We start from the raw sequence: 25,552 nt of genomic DNA on the forward strand, positions 1-25,552 counted from the left end.
CATGAGCAACGAACTGAACGGCAAGGTCGCCGCCGTGACCGGCGCGGCTTCGGGGATCGGTCTTGCCTGCGCCAGGGCCATGCTGGACGTGGGCGCCACCGTCGCCCTGGTGGACCGCGCCGAGGACAAGCTGGAGAGCCTCTGCGCCGAGCTCGGCCCCAACGCGTTTCCGGTCGTGGTGGACCTCCTCGACCCGGCCAGCGTCTCGGGGATGCTGTCCGCGATCCTCCAGAGGGCTGGCCAGCTCGACATCTTCCACGCCAACGCGGGCGCCTACATCGGCGGCGACGTGCTGGAGGGCGACCCGGACGCCTGGGACCGGATGCTGAACCTCAACGTCAACGCCGCCTTCCGCACGATCCACGCCGTCCTGCCGCACATGGTGGAACGCAGGACCGGCGACGTGATCGTCACGTCCTCCGTCGCCGGCGTCGTCCCTGTGGTCTGGGAGCCGATCTACACCGCCTCCAAGTTCGCAGTGCAGGCCTTCGTCCACACCGTCCGGCGGCAGGTCTCCAAGCACGGCGTCCGCATCGGCGCCGTCCTCCCCGGCCCGGTGGTCACGGCCCTCCTCGACGACTGGCCCAAGGCCAAGATGGAGGAGGCCCTCGCCAACGGCAGCCTCATGCAGCCCAAGGAGGTCGCCGACGCGGTCCTCTTCATGCTGACCCGGCCGCGCAACGTCGTCGTCCGGGACCTCGTCCTCCTGCCCAACAGCGTGGACCTCTGACTCCTGGGAAAGGCCCGCCCCCTGTTGCCTCCCCGCGTCCCGTCATGCAGGCTCGCCCCGCGACGAGGAGCACCGAATATGACCCGTTCCGCGAGACTTCGTACTCCGATCTGCGACCTCCTCGGCTGCGAGGTCCCAATTCTTCAGGCCGGGATGGGCGGTCCTGCCCGGCATGAACTCGCGGCCGCCGTGGCCCGGGCGGGTGGCTTCGGGATGCTGGGGATGGTTCGCGAGAGCCCCGACCTCATCGAACGGGAGGTGGCGGCGCTGCGCACCCAGACGAACCGCCCCTTCGCGGTGAACCTGATCCCCGCTGCCACCGACCGTACGCTGCTTCGCGCCGAGATGGACGCCTGCCTCGACCTCGACGTCCCGGCCTTCACCTTCTTCTGGGACCCGGTCCCTGAGGCCATCGCTCGCGCCAAGGCCGCGGGCGCCCTGGTCCTGCATCAGGTGGGTTCCCTCCAGGCGGCACGGGAGGCGGAGGCCGCCGGCGCCGATGTCCTCATCGCCCAGGGCGTCGAGGCCGGGGGTCATGTCCATGGTACCAGCGGCGCCCTCGTCCTGACCGAGCAGGTCGCGCGTGAGGCTAAGGTCCCGGTCGTCGCCTCCGGCGGCTTTGCCACGGGGGCGGGCCTCGTCGCGGCGCTCGCGCTCGGCGCGCAGGGAATCCAGTGCGGGACCGCCTTCCTCGCCACGCGCGAATCCTACGCCCACGACTACCACAAGCAGCGCCTCGTCGGAGCCGGGGCCGAGGACACCGTCTTCACCGACGCCTATGTCATCAACTGGCCCAAGGGCGCGCCTGTCCGGGTCCTCCGCAACAGCGTGATCGATGCCCTCGGTCATCGCCTCACGGGCCACGATCCGGCCGACCTCCCGCGCGAGGTCGTCGCCACCGACGACGGGCGTCCGCTCCTTCGACAAGGGACCGACTCCCCCCTGCGCGGTACCGAGGGCGACCTCGAGGCCATGGCCCTCTACGCTGGCCAAAGCACCGCCTTCGTGGATGCCATCCCCTCGGCCGAGGAGGTGATCGACCGCATCGTGGCCGAAGCCGAGGCCGCGCTGGACCGGCTGGCCAGCCTCACCAGAATGACGGAGCAGACGGAATGACCAGCAAGGACGACGAGCCCGAGGCCCCTGCCTCCTCCGTCTGCTACCTGGGCGAGCCGACCGATCCCGACCCCCGCGACCCTCAAGCCGTCGCGCTTTGGCGCCGGGGCGAGCGGGCGCGCCTCAGGGCCGAGCGCATGGCCTTGAGCGTCGAGGTCCGCCAGGCCAAAGCCGAGGCGCTGACCCGACACCTCGACACCTTCGTGGCCTCGCGCCTGGGCGACCTCACCGGTCGCGTGGTGTCCGGCTACTGGCCGATCAAGGGCGAGCTCGACCTGCGCCCCTGGATGACGGCCCTCCACGAACGGGGGGCCATGCTGGCGCTCCCGGTTGTCGAGGTGCCTGGGACCCCGCTCATCTTCCGCCGCTGGTCCCCCGGCCTCAAGATGGAGCGCGGGCATTGGGGTATTCCCGTGCCGCCAGCAGAGTCCCTGCAGATGACGCCCGAGGTCAGCCTGGCCCCGGTGATGGGCTGGGACGGAGAGGGTTACCGGCTGGGCTACGGCGGAGGTTACTTCGACCGGACGCTCGCGTCGCTATCGCCCGTGCCGTTGGCGATCGGTGTGGGTGTCCAGGCGGCTCGGATCTCCTCCATCCATCCCCAACCCCACGACATCGCCTTGTCGGCCATCGTGACAGAGGCAGGTCTCCAGTTCGCAAGGGCCTGACCGCGCGGCGCTCCGATGGAAACCGTGCCTCGGAACTGGGGCATGGATCATTGCGGCCGATCGGCTCGCCATCCATCCGCAGACTTGGCCCCTTTCATACTGCCGCGAACGCGGGATGCCTGCACCAGCCGATCAGGCCTCGACGGCGCCGGACCGCTTGACGCGGGGAGGTCAAGCTCCGACGATCCCTTCGGCAAAGCCCTTGAGCCCAGGAGTCGGTCGAGAGTTCCACGGAGGGGCCCAGATGTGAGCATCCGAACCCGCCTGATCGCCGCTCTGCCTGTCGTCGTCGTCACGGAGACGGTTCTGGCCGAGGATCGTGCGCTCGTGGTGGGCATCGACGGCTACGCCACCCTCGATCAGGAAGCGGCGCTGGGCGGGGCCGTCGCCGATGCATGGCGATTCCGTGATTTCCTGATCTCTCATCGGGGCTTCACGGCCGATCAGGTGACGCTGCTCACCAATGACGAGGCGAACGCGGAGGCCATTACCTCGGCCGTGATCGACGAACTCATTGGCAAGACCCTTCCGGGCGAGAGAGCGGTCTTCTACTTCGCGGGGATGGGCACGCGGACCCAAGGAGACGACGGGCCGGTGCTGACTCTGCTGGCGCATGATACGGAGTCGTTGCTGGGCCACATTTCCGAGGATTTCCTGGGGGATCTTCTGGACCTGATCCCAGACCGGATGGTCACGGTCGTGGTGGATGCCTCGTTCGACGGCCTGCCCGGGCTCTCCGGGCGACGGGCGACACGGGGGTTGCCGTCGGACTCCCCTGATCCCGCAGAGGAGCTCTACGGGACAGGGACCGCCGAGCGCGATGTCTGGAATGCCGCCGCGCCAGGCGGTCTCGCCTGGGAGGAGAGCGGGGCCGGACTTTTCACGAGCGCCTTCATCGCCGGGCTGGCCACGCAGGCAGCGGACGGAAACGGAGACGGACACACAACGAATGGAGAGCTCCTGGACTTCCTGCGCGACTGGACGGCAGGCTGGTGCGGTGTCACGCCCGACTGCGCCGCAGCAGGAAGGGAGACCGGACCGGGCTTTGCCGGCCGGACCGAGGAGGCTGTGCTCCCGCCGGAGGCCCTGGCCGCGCCGGATGCCGAACGGCTGGCGGCGGAAGCGCTCACCTGGAGGAACCCGGCCCATCTTGACCTCTCCTTCGGGGACAGTGGGGTCATGCACGTCGGTGACACACGGAGCCTCCGCATCGGTGTGCAACGTGCGGGATGGCTCGAACTCCTCGATGTGAATCCGCAGGGCGAGCTGGTGCGACTGGGTGAGGGGTTCCCGATCAGCCCATCGGACGGCGGCGCCTATGAGTTCCGCTTCCGGGTCACCGAGCCGACCGGTCGAGGCCTGCTCATCGCTATCCTGGTCGAGAACGGAACTATGGAAGGCGGGACCATGCTGTCGGGGGTGCTTGAGGACGGACCAGCGCGGGATGAGATCGAACGACTACAGGCTATCGCTCGAATCCTGCTCCGTCAGCAGACCGGACCAAACGGAGCCGAAATCATCGACTGGTCGTCGGCCGCACTTCCCTACGAGATCGGGCGTTAGCCGGAGATGGCTGGAGCGGGCAAGCCTCGATGGCAGGTCATCGACAAGGCGCCTGCCCGGCGCCATGGCCTGTCCAGCCAGATCGCCCATGCCTGGACCTGGAGTTGAGTTGATACGCCGGACGCGGCGGCCTGACCTGGAATCTCGACGCCGTAGGGCATCCCTGCTCCGAATTTACTTTTTCAGAGGCCCTCGGATTGTGTAGCCTTTGCCTGCGATATCCAGGGCAAACGGGCGGGCGGAGGGCCCGGGGCGGCCCCAACGAGACAAGGGCATGAACTGGAACAGGCCGGTCCTGAACAGCAAAGTGCTCCGGCTCCATGCCGAGAACGCCGCGTTCTTGGCAAGGCAGGTCGAATTGGCCCGGGACGGCCCGGTTGAGCGGCTCGTCGACCTTTACAACTTCGAGGGCCGGCTGAACGGTCACCTCACCGCGCTCTCCCTCGCCGGCGGCGCGGGTCTCGATATGGCCCTCGAGGCTCTCGATGAGGGGCAGGGCTTCGGGGAGATACTCGTGGCGCTGCATCTGTCTCTGAGGCTCCGCCCGAACGGCGATCTCGTGGCCCACTTGCCGGCCAACGTCCTTACCGCCTCGAACGCCCCGGCCCTGGGTGCCGCCGTCGCGCTGCTTGCGCCCATGGTCATCGGCGGCCGGCTCCGACGATGGATGGGAAGCGCGGACCCGCTCGCGAACCTCGTCGCCATCGAGGTTTGCGGACGGCTTCGGGTCGACCCCAGGGACTATCTGGGTCCCCTCCTGACTCATGGCGGAGACGTCACGGCAGCGCGCGCGGCACGTCTGGCGGGCGAGATCGGACGGATCGACCTGCTGCCGTCCTTGCTGGACGTCCTTCGTCACTCCGCGAGTGGCCTGCTGCGGTTCGACGCGGCGCGGGCGGCCACACTCCTCGGCGATCGGAGCGATGCGCCCTCGGCTCTCGCGGAACTGCCCCCCGAGGCGCCTGCCTGGATGTGGCGCGAGATGGCTGAACTCCTGCCGCTCGTCATGCCGAGCGACAAGGTCCGTGCGGTGATCGCCCGGCTGCTCGGACAGGAGGCCACTCAGAGATGGGCCGTGGTCGCGGCCGGAGCGCTCGGAGCCCCGGACACGCTCGATTGGCTGATCCGCCAGATGGAAGTTCCCCAGCTGGCTCGTGTGGCCGGTCTGGCCTTCGGCCTCGTCACGGGCGCCCGCCTAGGGCCCGAGAACCTTGAGCTCGCCGAATTCCCCGAGGACCCGGACGACCCTGCCGTGGAAGCCAGCCCCGTCGAGACCTTCATCGAGTCCCACACATATTGGCCCGATCCCGAAAAGGTCAGCGCCTGGCTTCGCCACCGGCGGGACCGCTTGGTCGGGGGGGAGCGGTATCTCCTCGGCGCAGCGGCCTGGACGCACCCGTCGCCGCCCGAATCGGCCGATCGCACTCAGATCGCGCTCCGCGCGCTGTCTCTCGAGATCGCCATCCGAAGCCCAAGGGCGCCCCTACCCAACTGGCGAAGCCCGGTCTTCATGCATGACAGGGGGTTCGATCGGACATGGTGAGGCAGGAGGCTCCAGCATCCTTCGCGAGCCGCTGCTGCCGAGGCGGTCCGACATGAACCTGCAGAACGGAACGCCTTGGCCCGCGAACCTCACGATCGCCTTCGACAAGAACGGCCACGAGCAGGTCGTCGTGGTCACGAAGGCCACCTTCGAGCTCCCGGTGGTGCAGGGCAACACCTGTCGGCCGAGTTCCGCGCCCTTGCCTCTTACCGAGGCGGATGTCTTCGGCCCGGATCCCGGCCAGGACGCAGTGCGGATGGAGAACGACTTCGCACCACACAAGCCGCTTTGCGATATCGTCTGCTATGGGGATGCCTTTGCCCCGGACGGTCGACCGGTGACCGAACTGGGCGTTGGCCTCCGGCTCGGGAATTGGTCGAAGGTGTTCACCGTGCATGGGTCCCGCATCTGGCTGAAGACCGCCGGTGGCTACCGGGTGTCCGACAAACGGCCATTCGTGCGGCAACCGATCGGCTATGACCACGCATTCGGGGGCACTGACCCGGATCCTGATGATCCGTCGCGCTCAACCGCCTTGGACGAGAACCCGGCAGGGCTCGGCTACTATCCGAACCTGCGTAACCGCGAAGGTGCGGCGCTGGCCCATACTTCGGAATTCCGGGGCGACGCCACCGATCCGACCGGACGCTTCCCGCCCAGGGCCCTGGGCCCGGTGGGACGCAATTGGTTGCCCCGGCGGCGCCACGTCGGAACCTATGACGAAGCCTGGACGGAGAGCCGGATGCCGTTCCTGCCGGAGGACTTCGATTACCGCTATTTTCAGACAACGGCCGAGGACCAACAGATACCCTATCCTCAAGGCGGCGAGCCGATCGAGATCGTCAACCTGTCCCCCTCGGGCCGTATCGCCACGCAACTTCCAACGATGGAGGTCGTCGTCGTCTTCGAGCGAAAGTCCGGGAGGATAACTCAAAGGGTCGCCAATCTCGACACGGTCGCCTTCTTCCCCGAGCAGGGTCTCCTGACCATGGCCTATCGGACCAGGATCACGGCTGAGCGTGACATCTTCGAGTTCGCTCGCATCACCGTGTCCGCGCATGGGCCGGAGGGAGCGATAAGTGGCTAGCGTGGCCGCGCCGACGAACGGAGTCGTGCCAGGCCTCTCGGTCGTCGGTTACGGCATGTGGACGGCCCTCGGGCCGGACGGTCCCGCGACGGTGGCGGGCCTCGATGCGAGGCTGGTCGCCTCCGAGGTCGGCGGCCTGTGGGATCCCACCTCCGGGACCAACCTGCCGGCCTTCCGAGTGGCGGCTCACCAGTGGTGGACGGGCCCGACCTTCCTTCCCGAGCTGATCCTTCCCGTTCTTGAGGAGTGCTTCGCGCAAGTAGCCACCTTCGAGCCGAGCTCGCTTCGCCGTCCCGCCGCCGACGTCCCGGTCCTGCTCAACCTCGCCCCGAAGGATCGGCCCTCGCGGCCGGAGACCCTCGGAGCGGATGTGCTGCGAGCGCTTGCCGGCAAGCTCGGCCGGGCGCTGCCCGAGGGGAGCGCGGCCTTCGACGCAGGCAGGGTCGGCCTGCCTTTCCTGCTGTCCAGGGCCGCGCAGCAGGCGCAGCGCCATCCCGTCCAGATCCTGATCGGAGTGGAGAGCTTCGTGAGCCAATCCATCGTCGACCACTACATCGGCCGCAACCGCCTCCTCTGCGGCGCGAACAGTTCCGGCTTCATCGTGGGCGAGGCGGCGGCGGCCATCATCGTGGTACCCGCCGGCGCCTCGGCTGGCCCTGAACTGCTGATCGCGGGCATGGGCGCCGGGCGCGAGACCTCCCGAGATGGAGGCTCACGAGAGGCCCCCGTCACGGCGGAGGGCCTGACCCAAGCGATGCGAGCTGCGCTCGCCGCGGCGCGGACGCAATACTTCGACATCCCGAACCTCTTCGGCGACCTGAATGGCGAGCATTTCAAGTTCAAGGAGGCGGCGATCGCGACGATGCGGCTCGACCGGGTGCCCCCGGAGAACGCCTCGCGCCGGCCCCGCGGCCATGTCGAGCACTGGAACGCCATCGAAGGCCTGGGTGAGGTCGGGGCCGCGCTGATGCCCGCGCAACTTGGTTGGGCCTTTGAGGCGGGCCGCTCGGGTCGGCTGCCTCAGGGGCGGGCCGTGATGTTCGCGGGCGAGGATGATGGAATGAGGGTGGCCATGGTGACTGGAATGACGAGGGCCGCGTCGTGACGAACGTATTTGCCAACACCCGCGAGGTTTCGGGCAAGGCGACACCGAGCAAGACCATCGCCGCCTTCCCCGACGTCTGCCTTTCCCCTCCGTCCCCACCAGCGGGACCGATCCCGATCCCTTACCCGCTGACTGGGACAGCCTCGGATACGACCGAAGGGTGCAGTTCGGTCTATGTGAAGGGAAAGGAAGCCGGAAAGAAGAACGGCACCAAGTACTCCAAGACGACCGGCAACGAGCCGGCCACCAACAGCTTCGGCGCCAATGTCATCACGCATAGGCTCACCGGACCGCTGAAGTTCGCAGCCTACTCCTTCGACGTCATCTTCGAGGGCGGAGGTGCGGAGCGGTTCATGGATTTGACCACCCAGAACCACGTCAATGCGGACGGGGGGTCGGCAGGGTTCGACGTCGCCGGACTCGATGCCATCTCACAGACCGAAGGCAATCCCTGCGCGGCCTTGAAGTTAGCGAACCAAGATACCTTCAAGGCCATCGAGAAGAAATCCAATGCGAAGTCGACCGACCCCGAGGATGCCGAGAAGCTCAAGCGGTTCAAGAAGAGCGGCACAATCTCGCATTCGGTCCTCGACAACTGCGGAAGCCGGACGGCGCAGCGTGGCACCAGCAGCGGTCTCGTTCGACGATTCGACAGCTCTTTCTCTACACCGGCGGATTCCACCGACGACGTTCTTATCGACCATCCAGAAGGTGAGAAGAACAAGAGCGGAAAGGTCAAGAAACGCATTCCATCCAAGATCTGTGGGTCGGAATTCACCCACCCGCGCGGAGGGATGCACGCCCACAGCGAGCCCGGGATTCTAGAGAATATCGATTATGACAATCTCTGCCCGGGCGCAAAGCTCACTATGAACATCGAATGGCACCAAGCAGGTAACAATACTCCGCGCAATGACGCCTGCGGCAACTGCAAGAAGGTGCTCAAGGCGGCTTGCCAGTGCATGGCCATCGAACTCTGCAATGATGACGGGACCACGCGGGACGCCTGCGAGGAGGACGAGGAGATGCCAGATGCTTGACGTGACCCTTTTTCTTCCAGACATAGATCCTATGACCCCGGCAGACCTGGAGGCATTGAGCTGGAAAGGCGCGCTGGCACACATTGGCCCGCTTTCGGACTTCACTCCGCTTCAGGATACTCTGCAAGGCAAGACCAACTGCGCGCTATATCTCCTCTATATGGGAGCAATTGGCTTTTGCATCCGCCGCACTCATACAGTCTTTGAGCAGAAACTAACCCAGCGGCTTGTGGAGCAGATATTCTGCTATCAGTTTGACTGGCGCTATGCCAAGCGTTTCGGTATCACTGTCGACAGTATTGACGACCGCAAAGACCGCGTCAGAGCAATTCAGAGATCTCTGGCCTATTTCTTCTTTGAAATCCTCAAACGATCACCCTCGTTCTTCTTTCCGGGCCGACCAACCGCCGATATAAGCTTCATGCTCAACCTGACACGTCATCTCCTGGGAGGCACGAATGCTCCGATCTACGAGAATTGGCTGAAGCAGATCATCACGCGACTGGACCGCATCGCGCCTTTCGACGAATATCCCTCGCCGTCGGTCTACGACTACCCCGACCGGACCGAATGGGAGGTGGCCACACTGCGTACGCACGGCACTCCACTACCCCCTGAGGTCCTTTCACTTGAATTCGATCCATCCGCGGTCGATCTGCCGGCGCTGGCCGCCGACCATCTTCGTCAGATCGATCCGGCCGCCAACCCTCTCCTGACCCCGCCGGACCTGCTCATCGAGCAAGGATTCAAAGGCACGCCTTACCGAGCCGGCGGCTGACATCGTCATGGCCATCGTCCCAGCCGGAGTATTCGCCCCTCCCCATCCCGCGGACTTTGAGTGGGAGGAGACGAACTACCTCCAATACTTTCACTTCTTGCCAACGGTCTTGCACGATCGCTTGCTGAACCTGAGCCACAACGCCAACCTTGCGCTTGCCATTGGTTCAGCCAACTGGATTCTAGCGCGATTCGCGGCTTGGGACGACGATCGCAAAGCTTGGGACTTCGTCAACGCGGTCTGGGCGGAGATGAGCGAGGATTATGCCTGCACCCATTACTATCCTCCGGACGACGAATGGCGGGGTCCTATCCGCGGATCGATCGTGACGGCAATGACCATCCTCTTCGATGCTCTCGACGAGCGGGGAAACAACCCGACGATGGCGGATCGCTCGACGTGGATGGACAATTTCGCTCATCACGTCATTACGCCAATCGGCCCCTACGAGATCTGGTTCGAGCAGATTGTCCGGCGGTTCGAGCGGACCCATAGTTGGGAGGCGGAAGGCTGGCCAAAGCCGGACCTGTTCGACGACCGCTTCCCGCAGGGCCGTGTGCTGTCCCCCGAGGCGCTCGATCCTGAGATCGACTATCGTCCTGAGGCGGCGCCCGACGCCTTGCGCCGCTACGTCGACCGCCTTCGACGCGATGGCAACCTGTTCGTGCTTGATGCCGACGAAGTTGCAGACTCTCAGGGCCGCCGGCGCTAAGCCTCAGTTCAACTGCACGCTCGCTCCTTGCACCCGGTTCGCGCCCTCCGCCCGGCTCAGGACCTGGGTGCCCCGGATCGTGATACGGCCGTCCGCCGTCATCGTGATCGAGGCTTTGCCGCAGCGGAGCACCACCTCGCGGCGCGCCTCGATGGTGATGCGCCGAACGTCCGCCTCGATCTCTGACACCGGCTGCGCCGCTTGCAGGAGGCCGACCACCAGCACGCCGTCCCCGTCGATCGACGCGATCGCAGCGTCCCGACCGATGTCGGCCGGCGTCAGCGCCACGAGGGTCGAGGCCTCCGCCGTTGCCCCATCAGCGAACGTCACCTGAGGCTGCCCATTGAGACCAAAGCCTGTCAGGCGTGCGCGCAGCAGCCCCGAGAGGAAGGGTCCGAGAGTGCCGTCGTGCATCCTACCCTTCCTCGCCTCTGCGAACCCTTGCCCACCCCGCCCCGAAGCACCTGCCGCCGGCCGGGGCAGGCGCCAGAACTCGGCTCTGGGCGTAGCCAGCCGCCGCCGCGGCCCACGATCCCCATTCGAAGGTCAGCTCAACGCCTGGAACTCGACGCGGCGGTTCTCCGCGGCGTCGGGGTTCGACGGGTCGATCAGGAAGCGCTCACCCAAACCCACGGCCTCGAGCCGGTCGGGCGACAGGCCGCACGTGCTGACGAGGTAGCGCCGGACCTCCTGTGCCCGCAGGAACGAAAGCTGCTCGTTGTAGTCCTCGCTGCCGGCCGCGTCGGTGTAGCCGACGATCCGGAAGAGGTTGATGGGGCTACCCTTCATCACCCGGCAGAGCTGCTCGAGCTTCGGAAGCTGATCGTCGGCCAGGGCTGCGGAGTCGAAGGCGAACCCGATATGCACATCGACCCGGATACCCGTCGGGATGACGACCACCGCATCGGGCCCGAGGTTCGCGTCCAGAGTCGGAGGCGAGGCCGCAGCCACCACGACTTCTTCGCCCGCCGCCACGCCGCCCGAGCCCTCCGCATCGGGAACGCCATCGCTCTGGGGCTGAGCCGGTGCTTGGGCCTGGGTGGTGGGACCTTCGTCTTCGGACTCGGGGATAGACGCAGCGGATTCGTCGACCGGCGAGTCCGAGGTCGTCATGAGGTTCTGGACGTGGACGACCTCGATGCCTCGGGTGGCACCATCGGGATCGAGACTTCGGGAAGCGCCAAGGTCGACGGCAGCGTGAACGCCGTCGCGTTGCGCCAGCCAGCGACTACCGATTTCCTCGTCCGTCATCTCCTGGGCCCGGATCAGACCGGGTACCACGGAGAGGGCAACAAGTGCGAAGGATAAGGGAAGAGGCCGTCGCATTTCGCACCCACCTGGTAGCAAGAAACGCATTACCTTAACGTAAGACTAAGCTATACTTGGCATTGATGCAAACGACAACTTGGGTACGGCGTCCCATGTCAACCTTCGGGGCTGTGTCACCCGGCCAGGTCGCATCGTGACCTCGCCCGTCACACGGGTGCCTTCGGTGACCGCACCCGCGCCGCTTCCGGATGGTGCAGGTCTCACGCACCGAGGCTGTGTTCGGGAACGCAACGAGGATTCGATCCTCACCGACCCTGGCGGAACGCTCTGGGCGATTGCCGATGGCATGGGTGGGCACGGCCACGGCGACGTGGCCTCGGACATCGTCATCGAATGCCTCGCCTCCATCACCGATACTGAGGCCTGGAGCGACCCTGGCGGAAGCCTGGTGACCCAGTTCGAGCGGGCCAACTCGCGCGTGCGCGACCGAGCGCGACAGCTCGGGTCGCCAGGCATGGGTGCGACCGCCGTGGCGCTGGTCGTCCGGCAGGCACTCGCCAGCGTGGCCTGGGTTGGCGATTGCCGGGCCTATCTGTGCCGACGCGGCGCCCTGCGGCTCCTGACCCGTGACCATACGCTGGTGCAGGACCTCATGGATCAGGGCGAGATCAGCTCCGAGGAAGCGGCCCTCCACCCCGAGTCGCATGTCGTCACACGGGCCATCGGCGGCGGCCCTCGGGTCGAGGTGGACGTCGTCCGCGTGCCCCTCTTCGCCGAGGATTGGCTGCTCCTGTGCAGCGACGGGCTGACCGGATGCCTGTACGAGGAGCGCATGGTGATGGCTCTGACCACGCCGATGTCGCCTCAGGATGTCTGCCGGCAACTCCTGGCCGACGCCCTGGAGGTCGGCGCGCCCGACAACGTCTCGGTGATCGCGGTCCACATGCGGGGAGCTTGAGAGTGCGGCGGGGCAGCCTTACGGGGGCGGTTGTCATCGCCATAGGCCTCGTGGCCGCCGCCATCGCTTTCGGCATCCTGACCTCGCTCCTCGACAGCGCCGACTCCACGACGGACACTCGACTCCAGCGGATCGAGGACGCCCTGGCCGCCGCGGATCGGGAGCGGACCGGGCTGGTCGAGGGACTGGCGACGGCGCAGGCCGAGATCGCCCGACTGCGGGAGGATCTGAGCCTCGTGGCGAATGGGAACGCGACGACGTCCCGAGCCTCCGAGCGAGCCCCTGAGACAGCCCCGGAGACCGCCCCGGAGGGGAACAGCCTGCCCACCGCCTCGGATACGGACGCCAGTGGGAACCTTGAGGCGCCCAGCGAGACCGTCGAGCCTACCGAGCCCGTGAACGTGTCCAAGGATCGTTTCAACCGGGGAATCACGTCGCCCGGCAATTCGGTGCTGATCGATCTCCTCGGGCGTCCGAGGGAGAATCTCTCGTCCGACTGCCAGGAGGTGACGAACTCAAGGCTCGCTTCGCTGCTGAAGACCCGCGAGATCGGGCCGATCAGGGCCACCATGCTGCGTCCCGCCCTGGATAGCCTCGAACGCGTATTGGACAGGTTCAAGCAGAGCGACCCGGACCTCTACGCCAAGCTCGGCACGGCGGGAGGGTTGTGTCCCCGCTTCGTCCGCGGCTCGACCACTCGCATCTCGAACCACTCCTGGGGCACCGCCATCGACCTCACGCTAGAGGGCGTGACCGACAACATGGGCGACGACGACACCCAGTTCGGGTTGGTGCCCTTGGCGGAATACTTCAACGAAGAAGGCTGGTTCTGGGGTGCCGGGTACCAAAGCCGCGAGGACTCGATGCATTTCGAGGTGGGTGAGGAGACGCTCCGTGACTGGGCGGCCCAAGGCGAGTTCGACTAGGGCGGACGCCGTGACGCCGCTCGGGCAAGGTCGGACCGCCTACGACCAGGCCGCGCAACCCGTCCTGCTGTTCGCCGAGCACCTTGCGGAGGAGCGCCACGTCCTCGACCCGCCGCACCTGCTGCGAGAGGCGCGATCGCGACTCGATCGCTTTGCGGACGATCTCGGGGCCGCACGGGTGCCGCGCGCGACGATCGCGCCCGCTCGGCTCGCGCTTGGGCTCGTGCTCGACGAGGCGGCGCGCGGCAACCGCACCATACCACGTCGCGAATGGTCGGCCGGCGCTCACCGCCTTCTCTACGAGGGCGAGGACATGTCGCCCGGGCGAGTCCGGGACTTCGCGGCGCGGGCCGAGGCGGCAGGCCCCGCCTTCGCAGACGTCGCCATCTTTCTCAGGGCCTGCCTCGCACGGGTGGAGGAAGCGCGGACCCACCTTGAGCAGGCCGGGCCCGATGGCTGGGGCGGGCTGCTGGTTGCTGCGGTCCTCGGCTTCGCCTTCCTCGTGCTGGCCTGGACGCTTCATGCCGAATGGTCGTTCCATCGGGACACGGCTCGCGCCTTCGCGATCGAGGCCGTGCAGATCGGCCTCGACCGTAGCGGGTCGATCCCCGACTTGCCTGCCCGCCTCGACCGGCTTGCGGCCGCGGTGCGGCGAGTGGACGGCTCGCTGGAAAAGGCGCCGATCCATCTCTTCTCGGATCGCCTGGGGTTCGACGCCGGCAGGATGGCCCATGCTGCCGAGGCCGAGGCCATCGCGCGGCACGTCCCCCGCGGTGCTTGCCAAGGCCATCGACAGCGCCCTCGCGAGCGAGGGAGACAGTGCGGCGGTCTACGACACGGTCCGGGCTTGGGATATCCTTTCGGGTGCCGCGGGCTGGAACCCAGGCTTCCTTCAAGGCTGGCTGACCGCGCGACCCGACCTGCTCCCGGATCTGCAAGGGCTCGCACCGTACGTCGCGATGCTCACCCAACCCTCGGTCGCCCTGCCCCAGCCGGACGGGGAGTTGCTGGCCCAAGCGCGCGAATTGGCCGCCGAAGCTCCGGAGGTGGACCGAGCCTGGATCGAGCTGATCCGCTCGCCTGGCATGACGGCGCTAGCGCCGTGGCGGCCGACCGACGAGGTGCCCGACCTTTCGAGTCTCGCGGTGCGCCATTCGGGGCTGCCCATCGAAACGCCCATTTCCGGTGCCTTCACGATGCCGGGCTGGGTCTTCGCCCGCAATGGCGGCGCGGAGTCGGCCGTGGAGACGACCCGGAGCGAGGCCCGGCGGATGTTCGGGGCGAGCGACCCGCCAGACCCCCATATGGCGGACGCAGTGTTGGAGCGACTGCAACGGGAGACCCTGGTCACCTGGCGGCAGTTCCTCGCCGATCTGCGCGTTCGTCCCTTCGATCGGCCGGAGGCCGGCGTCCTCGTCTCGGGCCTGCTCGCGCGGGGGGACTCGCCGCTCAACGTGCTCCTGACCAAGGCTTGGGCCGAGGTGGGCGGCACGGATCGGAGTCGCCCCCAGCCTCTCCAGATCCGCATTGCCACTGAATTCGGCCCGACCATTCAGTATCTGGAGGAAGGCCGGCTTGACGAGGTGTCGTCGCTCTTCGCCGCGCTCAACGCGACGCTCGGCGCGCGCGATCTGGACCCTGACCTGCGCACCGAGCGCCTGATCAGCTTCCAGGACCGCGCCGCTTTGATCGTGGCGCCGAGGCAGGCTCCCCCGGTGGTGGTCCAGATGGTCGAGGACGTGCTCGCCCAGACCACGGTCCCCCGGGTCCAGCAGATCGCCAATCCGGTGACGCAGCAGTGGCAGAGAGAGGTTTTCGATCTCTGCCGACAGGTCACCGAAAGGCGCTTCCCCTTCGACCTGGCAGGCGAGGACGCCGATCCAGCCGCATTCGCGGCCCTGCTTGGACCCGATGGAGCCATCGAGCGCTTCTTCCACAGCAGGGTCGAGCCCGACATCGATACGTCCGTCTCCCCCTGGCGCTGGCGCCCCGAGGCGCGCTTCTCGGGCCTTTCGCCCGATAGCGTCGAGGTTTTCGAGAAGGCCCGAGCGGTGCGGGCCGCCTTCTTCGGCCCTTCCGGACGGCTGGGGACCGAGGTCACCCTGGCGGCCCTGGCCGAGAGAGGACAAGCAGTCGTGAGCCTGGGCGGGGCCAGCGCAGGGGTGGGGGCGAACCAAGAGGCCGCATCGCTTGGCTGGCCAGGCCCCGACCCCCAGGCCGGCATCGCCGTCGCCTTCCAGCAACAGGCCGCAGGTTCCAGCATCACCCAGCTCGGCCCCTGGGGCTTCCTCCGCCTGATGGGCGGGCTGCGGCTGCGCGAGCGTGATGGCGGCCAGCGGTTCCTCGTGGACCTCCGATCCGATGCGGGGCGGCTGTTCCTCGAGATGTCCTTTCCGTCGGCGGCCAACCCGGTCGCAGGCCTGAGCGCCGTGAAGGGCTTCTCGTGTCCGGCCGACCTGTGACTTTCCAGGGCCGAACCGGCTCGGCATGCGCTATCCTGCGTCCCATGCGTCCCCCTTGGGCAGCCGTCGTCGGAAGGAGTAACCCGTGACCGACCGCGAGATCATCCTCAAGTCCCCGCTCGACGCCGACAGGCTCCTCTTCGCGGCCCTCGATGGCCAGGACGAGATCAGCCGCTGCTTCGCCTTCGAACTCGAGATGGTGAGCCCGGACCCGGAGATCGAGGCGTCGGAGCTCCTTGGGAAGCCCGTCACCATCTCGATCGGCCGGGATGAGGCTCCGAAGCGGCACCTCAATGGCATCGTCTCGGACTTCGGCTTCGTGAGCCTGGCGGAAGGCTTCGCCCGCTACCGAGCCACGATCCGGCCGACCCTGTGGCTGTCGTCGCTGTCCACCGGCAACCGCATCTTCCAGAACAAGAGCGTGGTGCAGATCGTCGAGGACGTCCTCAAGGACTATCCGCAGGTGAAGTTCGAGAAGCGGCTTCGGAAATCCTATCCGCCGCGCGAATACTGCGTGCAATACGGAGAGAGCGATCTCGACTTCGTCCAGCGGCTCCTCGAGCACGAGGGGATCCTCTACTTCTTCGAGCATTCCGAAGGCGACCACCTGCTCGTGCTTGCGGACGAAAGCGGACGCCTCGAACCCGCCGAGGGACTCGACACGCTTCGCTGGCAGCCGGACGAGAGGGCGAACTTCCAGGATGGGGACTTCATCGTGCAATGGACGGCCACCGCCGCCGTCCGTACGCGGTACTATGCCCATACCGACTACGACTTCGAGAAGCCCTCGGCCAACCTCTTCACCAAGGCCACCGCACCCACGAGCATGGGGAACGACAAGACCGAAGCCTACCACTATCCCGGTAACTACCTGGAGTTCGGTCGCGGCGACAGCCTGAGCTCGGTCCGCCTGCAGGAGATCCAGGCCCCACGACAGACGGCCGAGGCTCGAGCGACCGCACCGGGGCTCTACGCGGGCGCGACCTTCACGCTCACCGACTTCCCCCGCGAGGCCGAGAACGACGCCTACCTGATCCTTCGGACGCGCTACCGGATGTGGGACGGCCAGTACCGGACCGGGATGCGGCAGGCCGGCATGAGCCGGGCCGACGTCGGATGCGAGATCGCGGTCGACCTCCAGCCGGCCTCCCTGCCCTTCCGGCCCGCGCGGCGAACGCCGCGGCCCCTCATGAAGGGCCCCCAGACCGCCGTCGTGGTCGGTCCCGCCGGCGAGGAGATCTTCACCGACAAGTATTCCCGCGTGAAGGTCCAGTTCCATTGGGACCGACTCGGGAAGAAGGACGAGAACTCGTCCTGCTTCGTGCGGGTCAGCTCCGTCTGGGCGGGATCGGGGTGGGGCTTCATCCAGATCCCGCGCATCGGCCAGGAGGTCATCGTCGACTTCCTCGAAGGGGACCCCGACCAGCCCATCATCACCGGGCGGGTCTACAACGCCGAGCAGATGCCGCCCTACGGCCTGCCCGCCAATGCCACCCAGTCGGGCTGGAAGTCGAACAGCTCCCTGGGCGGCGGCGGGTGGAACGAGTTGCGCTTCGAGGACAAGAAGGGATCGGAGGAGGTGTATTTCCAGGCCGAGAAGGATCACAACGAGCTCATCAAGAACGACGAGAGCCGCAACATCGGCCACGATTGGAAGGAGGACGTGGGCCACGACGCGACGCAGGCCGTGGGTCACGACCGGGCCGAGTCGGTCGGCAACGACAAGTCCACCAAGGTCGGCCGTCACCGGACGGTGGACATCGGCGCGAACGACACCGAGCACGTCCATGCGAACCGCTCGCTCACCGTGGATATCGACGAGACCATCCACGTCGTCGGCAACTCCACGGAGAACATCGACAAGCTGCACACCCAGATCGTCGGCATGGCGCAGACCGTTCTGGTCAAGGCCGCCCGCAGCGACACCGTGGCCCTCGAGGAAGCGCGAGTCGTCGGCATGGACCAGACCAACGCCATCGGCGTGAGCCGCAGCGTGACCGTCGGCACCAGCCAGTCGCACAGCATCGGAACCGACGACTCGACCACGGTGGGCGGGGGCCAGACCTTCCAGGTCGGCAAGGACCACGCCTCGGCCATCGGCGGCAACCAGAACCTGAACGTCGCGGGCGATCAGGCGACCCAGGTCGATGGCGGGCGAATGGTGAAGGTGGGCAAGGACCAGGGCCACGACGTGACCGGCAACATCGCGGTGAAGTCCGGCAAGAAGATCGTCATCGAGGCGACCGACGAGATCACCCTGAAGTGTGGTGACGCGACGCTCGTGATGAAGAAGGACGGCACCATCTCCACCAAGGGCAAGGACATCACGCTCGACGGCAGCGGCAAGATCACCGGCAAGGCCGGCGGCGACATGGTGCTCAAGGCGTCCAAGATCAACCAGAACTGAAAAGGACCGAAAGGGCGGGGTCCGGCTCGGTCGGGTCGGCGGCCCGTGGCGCCTGTCCTGCGGTCCAGAGAAGGAGTGGCGCGTCGGGCCCGAGCCGGACCATGCTTGGCCGTGGCAGGGCGTCCAGGGCGCGCCAGAGGTCATCGCCACCGACGGCTCCGCTCTTCGCTTCGATCAAGAGGGGAAGGACGCCGTCGCACCAGCGGTCGATGTCGACGGTCGAGGGCGCGAAGGGCAGCACGACCAGAGCAGTGAAGGGAAAGGACCGTCCGGCGGCGTCTCGACTTGGCGCCACCAGGCCCGAGGCGGTCTGGCCACCCGAAACGAGCCGGAACCGCAGCCCGCCTGCGGGCCAAGGCTCGGCCAACGCGGCGAGATGGCGCGTCACCCAGGCGTCCCAGCGGGCCCGGAAAGCATCGGGCAGGCCACGCGAGATGAAATCGCCCGTCGCGGGCAGCTTTCCCCAGAGGCCGACATAGCCCTCCCGGCTCAGAACCTCTCCGGGCACTGGAAGCCTGCGAACATCTGGAGGTCCAGCGGGTTCTCCACGCTGGACGCGCGAAGGTCGTAGGTCGCCGCATGGGCGCCGTGCGAGAGCCGCAGCCGAAAGACCTCCGGCAGCTCGGTGGGCGAGAGCTGGTTCTCGTGCACGAGGCGCAGGAAGGCCCAGGCCCCCCGTCTCCGTGGTGATCTCCTCGGTCGAGCCGTCGAGCGGGGTGAAGGAGAGCGAGACGAGGTTCGTCCCGTCCGTTCCGGGCCAAGTCATCGGCATGGGCCGCGTGGCCGCGTTGAAGTAGACGAGCAACTGGCCGTCGACGTTCAGCGTGACCCGGGCCGCGTTGGCGGACAGGTCCTTGGGCTCGAGCGTGAAGGCGATGACCGGGCCCAGGCCGCCCGGGAAGAGCGCATCGCGGATCGAGCGCGCCTTCTCGAAGGGCTGCAGGGTCTCGGGCGGCAGGCCAAAGTCCGCGCGCCACAGCCAAGGGCGCGTGGTGGTATTCACGTAAGGCAAGAGAAGGTTGTTCGTGAACTCGTCGAAGATGCCGCCGGGCCCGAAGAGGCGCTGGAAGTCCGCCACCGTCACGTCGATGGTGCTGGCCTGGTCGAACGGGTAGCGTCCATCCGTCGCCGAATGGCAGAACGGCAGCACATCCGCCTGGAGATGCGCGTTGAGCTCGGCCACCATGGCCTCGCGCGTGATCTCGCTGGTGTCCTGGGCGATCCCGGCGATCCAGTCGTCGATGGGGTCGGGCAGCCCCACCGCCACGTCGGCGACCGCGCCGACCAGCTCGCCCAATCCCCCACGTTCCTGCAACGTCTTGTTGGGATCGTCGCCCACCTTGACGGTCTGCAGCTCGTTGGCCAGCGCCGCCAGGGCGGCCACCACGTCGTCGATCAGCGGCGGCTGGTCGTCCACGGAGTCGATCACGCCCTTCAGGGGACGGAAATGCGTGGCCACCTCCTCACCCGGCTGGGGCGCCTCCGCATCGTCGCCCTCGCCGGCACGGGAACGAGGCGCGAGCCGGTCCGTGCCAGCCGCCCAATGGTGCCGAGACGCTTGATGGCAGGGCCAAGCACGCCCGAGGGCACGGCGGAACCCTCCTCACCCTCGGCCGCCTCGGCCTCGACGCGGGTGAGGTCGGTCTCGTCCACCACCGCGCGCAGCAGGCGCTTGAGGGCGCTGTTCTCGCTGGCCAGATCCTTGAGGTTCTCGGTCGCGACCGTCAGGTCCGTCAGGGGCGCGAGGCGGATGTCGCGCAGGAAGCCGTCCCATTGGGCGATGAAGTCCTGCTCGTAGAGCCGCAGCATCTCGGCCTGGAGCACGTCGGCGTCCGCCTCGGCGCTCTCCTCGCAGCCGCCGGCGAAGACCAGACGGTCGATCGCGGCCTGCGCCGCCACCTCGGGCAGCAGCGGCAGGATCGTCCCGTGGAATCCCTCATAGGTGTAGGCGCCCGCGAGGCCTGCGTTCAGGGATGCACCTGAAAGGCGAGTGAACACCTTGGCCCCATTGGGGCCCGTCACCTGCGCCGGCGTCCACTTCGGGAGCCTTGCGACGGCTGGGTCCGACATGAGCGCGTTGTAGGCTCGACGGGCAAGCGGAACCTGGCACAGGCTTTCGAGAGCGACGGCGACCAGCTTCTGGTCGGGTTCGATCTTGGTCTCCTCGCTCGCCAGGAGGTCGAGCGCGTCGAGCTGAAGCTCGAGGGCCGAGTCGGTGGGGAAGGGGTTGATCGGCGCCGCCTCCGGAAGGACGTCCTGCCACCAGGCCGCGGCGAAGTCGCGATCATAGGGTCCGAGGCCCGTCATCATGAAGTAGGTCTTGAGGGCATTCAGCAGGAACTCGGGATCGCGAATCCGCGCCCAGATGGTGGCCTCCAGAAGCGCCGCCATCCGGGGTTCCAGGATGTTGGAAAGGGCCCTCTCGTAGGCGATGCGCTCCGCCTGCTGAAGCTCGGGCTGGGCCGTCGGGCCCAAGGAGGTCAGCGGGTGCACGGGCACGGCGACGGAGGCTGCCTGGACCTTGCCCACGGCCTCGAGCGCGACGTCCAGGTCGAGCGGGTCGGTCGGAGCCTGTCGGACCGCGACGTCGGCCAAGCTCGCCTGGAGGCCGGTCAGCAGGCGCTTCTGCTCGTCGATGAAGGCCGAGTAGCGGCTGAACGAGAAGGCGAAGGCTGCGGCCAGGCAGGCCGTGACCAGCACCGCTCCGGCAAGCGTGCCACGCCACATCCACTTGCGCCGCTCCTCGGCCCGCAGGTCCAGGATGCCGAGGCCCGACTCGCGGAAGATGACGTCGGTCAGGACACGACGGAGGAAGAAGGACCTCTTGTCGCCCCGCCGCGCGGGGGCGGCCGCCTGGACGGGCAGGCCGAAGCCCTCGGCCAGCTCCGTCACCAGGCGGTCGATGGGCGAGCCTTCCTGGGTGGCCGAGGTCAGGTAGATCCCCCTGAGCCAAGGCGCCTCGTCGTAGCGCGTCTCGCCGAAGACGGCGTCGGTCAGGAGCTTGAGCGGCGCGTCGAGCCGCAGGAGCTGGGCCGGAAAGCGGAAGATCTCCGCCCGCTGCGCCAGGGGCACGTCGCTGGCCAAGCGCCCGGCGAGCCGTGCCTCGGCACGGGCGGCAAGGGCCTGGAGCTCCCGTTCGACGGTGACGCTGTCGACGCCGCCCTCCACGGGCAGCGTCGTGCCCCAGACCTGCTCGCGTTCCTCCGTCGTCATCTCCTCGAAGAAGGCTTCGAACCCCGGGACGAGGTCGAGCTTCGTCACGAGCAGATAGACCGGCAGATGCATCGCCAGTTGATCGCGCAGCTCGGCGAGGCGCTTGCGGATCTCCCGTCCATGGGCGCGCAGATCCTCCTTGGGGCCAAGCAGCTCGCGCACGGAGATCGCGACGATGACGCCGTTGAGCGCCCGGCGCCCGCGGTGCTTCTTGAGGAGGTTGAGAAAGCCCGCCCATTCCGCGGCGTCGGCTTCAGGGTCGCTCCCCTGCTCGGTGTAGCGGCCGGCCGTATCCACCAGGACCGCGTCGTCGGTGAAGAACCAGTCGCAGTTGCGCGTGCCGCCGACCCCCTTCAGGTCGTCCGAGAGGTCGACGGGGAAGTGCAGGCCCGACTGGCGGAGTGCCGTCGTCTTGCCGGTGCCGGGAGGCCCGATGATGATGTACCAAGGCATCTCCCGGAGGAAGCGGCGGCTGCCGAGCTTCGAGCGCTTCATCTCGTTCAGGATCGCCTGGAACTTCGTGTTGATCTCGCCCACCGCGCCCTCGCCGGGCTTTGGCGGGGTTGGCGCGGGGCGGGCCAACTCGGTCACGAAGACCTGGTTCGCCCGGGCCGCGCGGAGCTGCCCGATCAGGATCGAGAAGAGCCACAGGATCACCACGACGCCGATGGCGATCAGCCGTGCCGTCTCGGTCTCGAGGGGCACGAGATCCCCGATCTTCACGATCGCGCCGAACTGCCAGATCAGGAGGCAGAGCAGGACCACGCCGATGAACGTCCAGAGCCGACGGGAGAAGAGGAAGCGGAACACGGATTTCAGGAGCCGCATGTCAGAGCCTCTTCTCGATGCGGATCTCGACCCGGCGATTCTGGGCGCGCCCCTCGGCCGTCGCGTTGTCCGCGACCGGCTCCGTGTCCGCTAGCCCCTCCACATGCAGGAGCTCGGCTGGCACGCCTGCCTGGACCAGGAGATCGGCGATGGCTTGGGCCCGCGCCTCGGACAGGCCCTGGTTCGTCGCGAAGGGATTGCTCGACTGCACCGGCACCGAATCCGTGTGCCCGATCACGGTGACCCCGCCGATGACATCGACGTTCGCCGCGACGGTTCGGCCGATGGATGCCACCAGGGGCAGGTAGATGTCGTTGAGGTCGGCCCGCGCCGACCGGAACAGCGAGGGTTCCGTGCCGCGCAGGACGAGCACGGCCAGCGACACGTCCTCCCGCCCGGTGAGCGCCCCGGACAGGTCGGCCGGCGCCGCGGCCTGGAACTCGGGCCAGAGGTTCAGCATGACGGGCTGGACGACCGGAGGCGGCTCGACGATTTCGGCCTGCGGCGCGACCGGCGTCTCGCGGACGGGTCGGAAGATGCCGGCGCGCTCGGGCGGCGGGACGAGGCGGGCCAGGGTGTAGAGCTGCTCGGCCCTGTCGGAGAGGCGCATGCCCAGGCCGACATGTATGGCCGCGACGACCGCGACCGCCCCGAGGCCGATGGTCCAGAGCGGCACCGCGAAGCGGCGGGGCACGTCGGGGGCGTCCACCCCTTCCCAATGCGGCGACAGCGGCGCCCGCTCGGCATCCGCGCTGCGCAGGAGGCGGGCGGTGGCGGTGCGGGCTTGGAGGAGCGCGCCCTGCATCTGCGATCCCTCGACGCGGTAGCGGCCACGGAAGCCCAGGGCGAGGCACGCATGCGCCAGCTCCAAGAGCTGCGGATCGCGCTCGGGATAGCGCTGGAGCTCGGCCAGCTTCTCGAAGAAGCGGCTCCCGGCGTCGACCTCGCCGGACAGCGAGACGACGAGCGGCTGGCGCGGCCAGTCGCCGTGGCCTCCCCAGGGCGTGTTGATCGCGAGGTCGTCGATCAGCGCGGCCACGAACCAGGCTCCCTGGTCGGCCCGGGACAGCGGCACTCCCGCCGCCACGGCGGCATCGCGCGTCGTCGATCAGGTTGTCGAGGAGCCTGACCCGGAGCGTCTCCGCGCTGGGCGGCGGGGCGGCGCGCTCGAGCTCGGGGGCGATCTCGAGGAGCGGCGCGAAGGCGGCGATCAACGGGTTCGGGTGGGCCCTAGCATGGCGTACGGGCGGCGCCGTTCCGCTTTGGGAGCCGTAAGGCTCCGCCCTGGAGGGCGCGGAGTAGCTCCCCGACCGGGTAGGCTCGGTCCTCGCTGATGGCGTGGCGGGCTGGGCCCGTCGGCCGGTCGGGCGGATGCGGGTGCGCCCGGCGTCGTTCATCAGGCCGAAGGGATCATCCGCGTCGCTCATGTCGTCACTGGCTCACCGCGTAGCAGTCGATCTCGGGCTGGCGTTCGAGCTGCCCCGACACGCCGATGACGAAGCCCGGCGACTCGAGGATGTGGGCCCAATGCTCGGATTTCCGGTCCAGCTCCAGGCAGAGCCGATCGCCATCGTAGGGTATCTCCTTCGGCTGCGAGTGCAGCGGCCGGAGCGGGATGCCGGGGAGGCGCGAGCGCCAGAGCTTCTCGAACTCGTCGGCGGCGCCGACCGTGGCCTGGTCGACGAAGATGCGACGCAGCATCGCCTCGGACATGTCCGACCCCACCCGCAGGACGATCCGGCTGTTTCGCACGACGTCCGGGTTGTCGATGCGCACCTTCCAGATGTTCTGGGTATGGACCATGACCGGCAGCACGCGCGTCTTGGGCTCGACGTGGCGCAGCGACAGGATGAGCGAGCGCAGCGTGTCCGCGAGGGCTGCGAAGGCGGGCTCCGGATCCTCGTGGACATAGGGAGCGAGTTCCGAGAGCAGGCGGGACGAGGACCCATAGGTCGCCATCCGCCCCGCGATCCCAGCGAGCTCCATGTAGAGATCGGACGGATGGTAGAGGTCTTGCGCCGCCATGTGGGCCACGCGGGGCCGCGCCGCGTTGGCCAGATCCAGGACCAGAAGGTCCTCCAGGCTTCGGCCCGCGCCGCCCAGGATGAGCCGACTGCGTGCCTCGGCGATGCGCTCGAGGCCCAGGGCGACCTCGGCCGCGAAAGCCGCGTACCATGGCACCGCGCCGGTGCGCAGCGCCGGGGCCAGGAAGCCGGGCGCCAGCCGCACCGAGCCGTCGGCCGCGAGCCCCTCGACCCGGGCAACCGGCATCGTGACGTAGCCCGCGGCATCCTCGCCAGGCGGGAAGAGCCGGGGCACGAGGCGCGCCACCTCGATCTCGGCGGCCTCGGCGCCACCCTGGACCGCATCGCGCACGGTCACCAGTTCGCCTCGGTAACGGGCTCCGCCCGACGCGGCATGGGCTGGCTCGGTCGAGGGCGTGCCGGATGCCTCGACCGGGATGCCGATCCGGGCGAGGCCTACCGCCCCGTCGCGGCGGACCGCCACCACCTCGGGCGGGAGCGCGCCGGACGGGACGGCGAAGGGCGTGCCGTCGGGAAAGATCCCGCTCGCCTCAGCGATCCCGATGCGCCCCGCCTGGAGCGCGCCCTCGTCGAGCGAGAGCGCCGAGAAGCCCCAGCCCTGGAGGTGCGCCGCCCGCAATGCGCCGCGCACCTGACCCTCGGTGAAGCGGTCCTGCTGCTGGAAGTGCTGGGTGCGAAGGAACAGGCCCTCCGACCAGACGACCCTGTTGGCCTCGTCCATGCCGCCTCAGGCCGCGCTCACGGCCACGCCCGACGCGGTGACGGCAACCGCGAGGTTCGCGCTCTCGCCCGGCGTGACGGGCGTGACCACGCGGAACGCCTTGCCTGCGGGATCGCGGAAGCCGCCCAGGATGCCGAGCGCCGTGGTGGCCGGGTCAAGGGGGATCGTCGTCGATGCGGACGCGCCCGGCGCCAGCGTCACCTGGGTCGCGGACACCAGATCCCCGCCCAGCGCGGTCTCGGGCGCCTGGAGCGCGAAGAAGTCCGCTCCCTCGAAGGCGCCCGTGGCCCGCAGTTGAAGCACGGTCAGCGTGAGCGGCCGGTCCGCGCCGTCGGAACCCGGATTCATCCCGGTCGCACCGGTGGCCGTGATGGTGGCGAC

21 protein-coding genes and 1 pseudogene are annotated in these 25,552 nt (G+C 68.0%); 15 read left to right on the forward strand and 7 right to left on the reverse strand.

Annotated elements, in window-relative coordinates; translation table 11 throughout:
* The first annotated feature begins 1 nt into the window (after nucleotide 1).
* The 10 genes from RUMESO_RS12250 to RUMESO_RS12295 all read left to right on the forward strand — a co-directional run bounded on the left by RUMESO_RS12250 (nucleotide 2) and on the right by RUMESO_RS12295 (nucleotide 10,342).
* A complete protein-coding gene (locus RUMESO_RS12250) occupies nucleotides 2-730 on the forward strand; it encodes an SDR family oxidoreductase (protein WP_037280574.1) in 729 nt (242 codons plus the stop codon).
* 78 nt (nucleotides 731-808) lie between these two features.
* A complete protein-coding gene (locus RUMESO_RS12255) occupies nucleotides 809-1,846 on the forward strand; it encodes an NAD(P)H-dependent flavin oxidoreductase (RefSeq protein WP_037280575.1) in 1,038 nt (345 codons plus the stop codon).
* Nucleotides 1,843-2,514: a 5-formyltetrahydrofolate cyclo-ligase gene (locus tag RUMESO_RS12260; protein WP_051521281.1), complete on the forward strand. Its 672-nt coding sequence runs from the start codon at nucleotides 1,843-1,845 to the stop codon at nucleotides 2,512-2,514. Before RUMESO_RS12255 ends, RUMESO_RS12260 begins: the two co-directional genes overlap by 4 nt.
* A 246-nt stretch (nucleotides 2,515-2,760) precedes the next feature.
* On the forward strand, nucleotides 2,761-4,077 hold the full coding sequence (locus tag RUMESO_RS12265; RefSeq protein ID WP_037280577.1) for a caspase family protein: 1,317 nt from the start codon (nucleotides 2,761-2,763) through the stop codon (nucleotides 4,075-4,077).
* 274 nt (nucleotides 4,078-4,351) lie between these two features.
* Entirely contained in the window at nucleotides 4,352-5,620 is a 1,269-nt protein-coding gene (locus RUMESO_RS12270; protein ID WP_051521282.1) for a hypothetical protein, read from the forward strand.
* Nucleotides 5,621-5,672: 52 nt separating this feature from the next.
* Nucleotides 5,673-6,707 carry a DUF2169 family type VI secretion system accessory protein gene (locus RUMESO_RS12275; RefSeq protein WP_037280579.1) on the forward strand — a complete coding sequence of 345 codons (1,035 nt, stop codon included), beginning with the start codon at nucleotides 5,673-5,675 and terminating at the stop codon, nucleotides 6,705-6,707.
* Nucleotides 6,700-7,812: a 3-oxoacyl-ACP synthase gene (locus RUMESO_RS12280; RefSeq protein WP_245639257.1), complete on the forward strand. Its 1,113-nt coding sequence runs from the start codon at nucleotides 6,700-6,702 to the stop codon at nucleotides 7,810-7,812. The genes RUMESO_RS12275 and RUMESO_RS12280 overlap by 8 nt, the downstream gene beginning before the upstream one ends.
* Nucleotides 7,809-8,852, forward strand: a complete 1,044-nt coding sequence (locus RUMESO_RS12285) for a PAAR-like domain-containing protein (protein ID WP_037280583.1) — start codon at nucleotides 7,809-7,811, stop codon at nucleotides 8,850-8,852. The genes RUMESO_RS12280 and RUMESO_RS12285 overlap by 4 nt, the downstream gene beginning before the upstream one ends.
* On the forward strand, nucleotides 8,845-9,630 hold the full coding sequence (locus RUMESO_RS25180) for a hypothetical protein (protein WP_156362926.1): 786 nt from the start codon (nucleotides 8,845-8,847) through the stop codon (nucleotides 9,628-9,630). Before RUMESO_RS12285 ends, RUMESO_RS25180 begins: the two co-directional genes overlap by 8 nt.
* Nucleotides 9,631-9,637: 7 nt before the next feature.
* The gene (locus RUMESO_RS12295; RefSeq protein ID WP_037280587.1) at nucleotides 9,638-10,342 is read left to right on the forward strand and encodes a hypothetical protein; all 705 of its coding nucleotides are present in this window, start codon (nucleotides 9,638-9,640) and stop codon (nucleotides 10,340-10,342) included.
* A 3-nt stretch (nucleotides 10,343-10,345) separates the two neighbouring features.
* Here the strand turns inward: RUMESO_RS12295 and RUMESO_RS12300 are convergent, their stop codons facing one another.
* Together RUMESO_RS12300 and RUMESO_RS12305 are read right to left on the reverse strand one after the other, a co-directional pair.
* The gene (locus tag RUMESO_RS12300) at nucleotides 10,346-10,756 is read right to left on the reverse strand and encodes a DUF6484 domain-containing protein (protein ID WP_037280589.1); all 411 of its coding nucleotides are present in this window, start codon (nucleotides 10,754-10,756) and stop codon (nucleotides 10,346-10,348) included.
* A gap of 132 nt (nucleotides 10,757-10,888) precedes the next feature.
* Entirely contained in the window at nucleotides 10,889-11,593 is a 705-nt protein-coding gene (locus tag RUMESO_RS12305) for an OmpA family protein (RefSeq protein ID WP_051521284.1), read from the reverse strand.
* Between the two features lie 241 nt (nucleotides 11,594-11,834).
* Between RUMESO_RS12305 and RUMESO_RS12310 the strand changes: the two genes are divergently transcribed.
* The 5 genes and pseudogenes from RUMESO_RS12310 to RUMESO_RS12325 all read left to right on the forward strand — a co-directional run bounded on the left by RUMESO_RS12310 (nucleotide 11,835) and on the right by RUMESO_RS12325 (nucleotide 18,364).
* Entirely contained in the window at nucleotides 11,835-12,569 is a 735-nt protein-coding gene (locus tag RUMESO_RS12310; protein WP_245639261.1) for a PP2C family protein-serine/threonine phosphatase, read from the forward strand.
* A 2-nt stretch (nucleotides 12,570-12,571) separates the two neighbouring features.
* Nucleotides 12,572-13,495, forward strand: coding sequence for a M15 family metallopeptidase (locus tag RUMESO_RS12315; protein ID WP_037280593.1), 924 nt, complete (start codon nucleotides 12,572-12,574; stop codon nucleotides 13,493-13,495).
* Between the two features lie 10 nt (nucleotides 13,496-13,505).
* A pseudogene (locus tag RUMESO_RS28540) lies at nucleotides 13,506-13,889 on the forward strand (DotU family type IV/VI secretion system protein); the annotation flags it as partial.
* 337 nt (nucleotides 13,890-14,226) lie between these two features.
* Nucleotides 14,227-15,957, forward strand: a complete 1,731-nt coding sequence (locus RUMESO_RS12320; RefSeq protein WP_051521285.1) for an ImcF-related family protein — start codon at nucleotides 14,227-14,229, stop codon at nucleotides 15,955-15,957.
* A gap of 85 nt (nucleotides 15,958-16,042) precedes the next feature.
* Entirely contained in the window at nucleotides 16,043-18,364 is a 2,322-nt protein-coding gene (locus tag RUMESO_RS12325) for a type VI secretion system Vgr family protein (protein WP_037280595.1), read from the forward strand.
* Here RUMESO_RS12325 and tagF read toward each other — a convergent pair.
* The 5 genes from tagF to tssJ form a co-directional block, all read right to left on the reverse strand.
* Complete coding sequence (gene tagF / locus RUMESO_RS28545) at nucleotides 18,351-19,823, reverse strand: type VI secretion system-associated protein TagF (protein ID WP_245639258.1); 1,473 nt, start codon at nucleotides 19,821-19,823, stop codon at nucleotides 18,351-18,353. The two genes, RUMESO_RS12325 and tagF, sit on opposite strands and share 14 nt — an antisense overlap.
* Nucleotides 19,799-22,405, reverse strand: coding sequence for a type VI secretion system membrane subunit TssM (gene tssM / locus RUMESO_RS12335; protein WP_245639259.1), 2,607 nt, complete (start codon nucleotides 22,403-22,405; stop codon nucleotides 19,799-19,801). Before tssM ends, tagF begins: the two co-directional genes overlap by 25 nt.
* Before the next feature lies 1 nt (nucleotide 22,406).
* Nucleotides 22,407-23,492: a DotU/TssL family secretion system protein gene (locus RUMESO_RS12340; RefSeq protein ID WP_342670774.1), complete on the reverse strand. Its 1,086-nt coding sequence runs from the start codon at nucleotides 23,490-23,492 to the stop codon at nucleotides 22,407-22,409.
* A gap of 344 nt (nucleotides 23,493-23,836) precedes the next feature.
* Nucleotides 23,837-25,171, reverse strand: coding sequence for a type VI secretion system baseplate subunit TssK (gene tssK, locus RUMESO_RS12345; RefSeq protein ID WP_037280598.1), 1,335 nt, complete (start codon nucleotides 25,169-25,171; stop codon nucleotides 23,837-23,839).
* Nucleotides 25,172-25,177: 6 nt separating this feature from the next.
* A partial coding sequence (gene tssJ, locus RUMESO_RS12350; RefSeq protein WP_037280611.1) for a type VI secretion system lipoprotein TssJ occupies nucleotides 25,178-25,552 on the reverse strand: 375 nt, incomplete at its 5' end.

This window comes from Rubellimicrobium mesophilum DSM 19309 (assembly GCF_000600335.2).
Lineage (GTDB): Bacteria > Pseudomonadota > Alphaproteobacteria > Rhodobacterales > Rhodobacteraceae > Rubellimicrobium > Rubellimicrobium mesophilum.